This window comes from Pseudomonas brassicae, from assembly GCF_010671725.1.
Taxonomy (GTDB): domain Bacteria; phylum Pseudomonadota; class Gammaproteobacteria; order Pseudomonadales; family Pseudomonadaceae; genus Aquipseudomonas; species Aquipseudomonas brassicae.
This window is the reverse complement of sequence record NZ_JAAHBU010000594.1, coordinates 1-1,211: the sequence shown is the minus strand read 5'-3', so window position 1 is coordinate 1,211 and position 1,211 is coordinate 1. Positions and strand designations below refer to the sequence as shown.

Below are 1,211 nucleotides of genomic sequence, written 5' to 3'. Positions count from 1 at the left end.
CCTGGCCGAGGCCAAGGCCGCCGGCCAACCGCTGCTGCTGGACTGGTACGCCGACTGGTGCATCAGTTGCAAGGTGATCGAGCACGAGGTACTGGGCGATCCGGCCGTGCAGGCGCAACTGCAGGGCTATCGCCTGCTGCGCTTCGATATCACCGACAGCAGCGCCGCACAACGCGCCCTGCTCGACCGCTACCAACTGTTCGGCCCGCCGGCGTTCCTGTTCTTTGCCGCGAACGGCAGCGAAAAAACCGACAGAAGGCTGATTGGCGAGGTAAAACCTGCACAATTCGCCGAACATCTGGCGCGCATTCGCGTCGAAGTGGGTCTATAACTGCTGAGGCCGCTAAAAAGCCGCTTCGATGACCAAGATTAATAAAATAGTCATATATTTTGCGTGAATCTCGGTCATCGTGCTGGCTATTGCAGGCAACTGGACAGTGCTCGGCAGTTTGCGGCATAGTCGCCGCGCTACGTTCAAGCACGACAATAAAAGGAACCGCAGATGGCAACGCTACTGGTGCTGCATGGCCCCAACCTGAACCTGCTAGGCACCCGCGAACCGGGCGTCTACGGGGCCGTGACCCTGGCCCAGATCAACCAGGACCTGGAACAGCGCGCCCGCGCCGCCGGCCACCATCTGCAGTACCTGCAAAGCAATGCCGAGTACGAGTTGATCGACCGTATCCACGCCGCGCGCAACGAAGGCGTGGACTTCATCCTGATCAATCCGGCGGCTTTCACGCACACAAGCGTCGCATTACGTGACGCATTGCTGGCGGTGAGCATCCCATTCATCGAAGTGCATCTGTCCAACGTGCACAAGCGCGAGCCTTTTCGTCACCACTCCTACTTTTCAGATGTCGCCGTAGGGGTGATCTGTGGCCTCGGCGCCAGCGGCTATCGACTGGCCCTGGAGTCCGCCCTGGAACAGCTGGCAGCTCACGCAAAACCCTGATAACTGAAGCCCGGCCGCAGGCGGGCCATGTACGAACGTTTAAATTCACGTTTATACGCCCCTGACCGACCCTTGGGAGTTGATGATTAATGGATATCCGTAAAGTCAAGAAACTGATCGAACTGCTGGAAGAGTCTGGCATCGACGAGCTGGAGATCAAGGAAGGCGAAGAGTCCGTCCGTATCAGCCGCCACAGCAAGACCCCGGCCCAGCAGTACTACGCGCCAGCCCCGATGGCTGCCGCACCGGCCGCTGG

General features: G+C 59.5%; 2 protein-coding genes and 1 pseudogene. All 3 read left to right on the top strand.

Annotated features, from left to right (window positions below; genetic code table 11):
* A partial coding sequence (locus G3436_RS26440) for a thioredoxin family protein (RefSeq protein ID WP_163951285.1) occupies positions 1–331 on the top strand: 331 nt, incomplete at its 5' end.
* A 171-nt stretch (positions 332–502) separates the two neighbouring features.
* Entirely contained in the window at positions 503–955 is a 453-nt protein-coding gene (gene aroQ, locus G3436_RS26435; RefSeq protein WP_116552323.1) for a type II 3-dehydroquinate dehydratase, read from the top strand.
* 89 nt (positions 956–1,044) lie between these two features.
* Positions 1,045–1,211, top strand: a pseudogene (locus G3436_RS26430) (acetyl-CoA carboxylase biotin carboxyl carrier protein); the annotation flags it as partial.

What these genes read in the sequence shown, in the direction of transcription:
- aroQ (WP_116552323.1), top strand. Translation starts at nt 503, where the DNA reads ATGGCAACGCTACTGGTGCTGCATGGCCCCAACCTGAACCTGCTAGGC.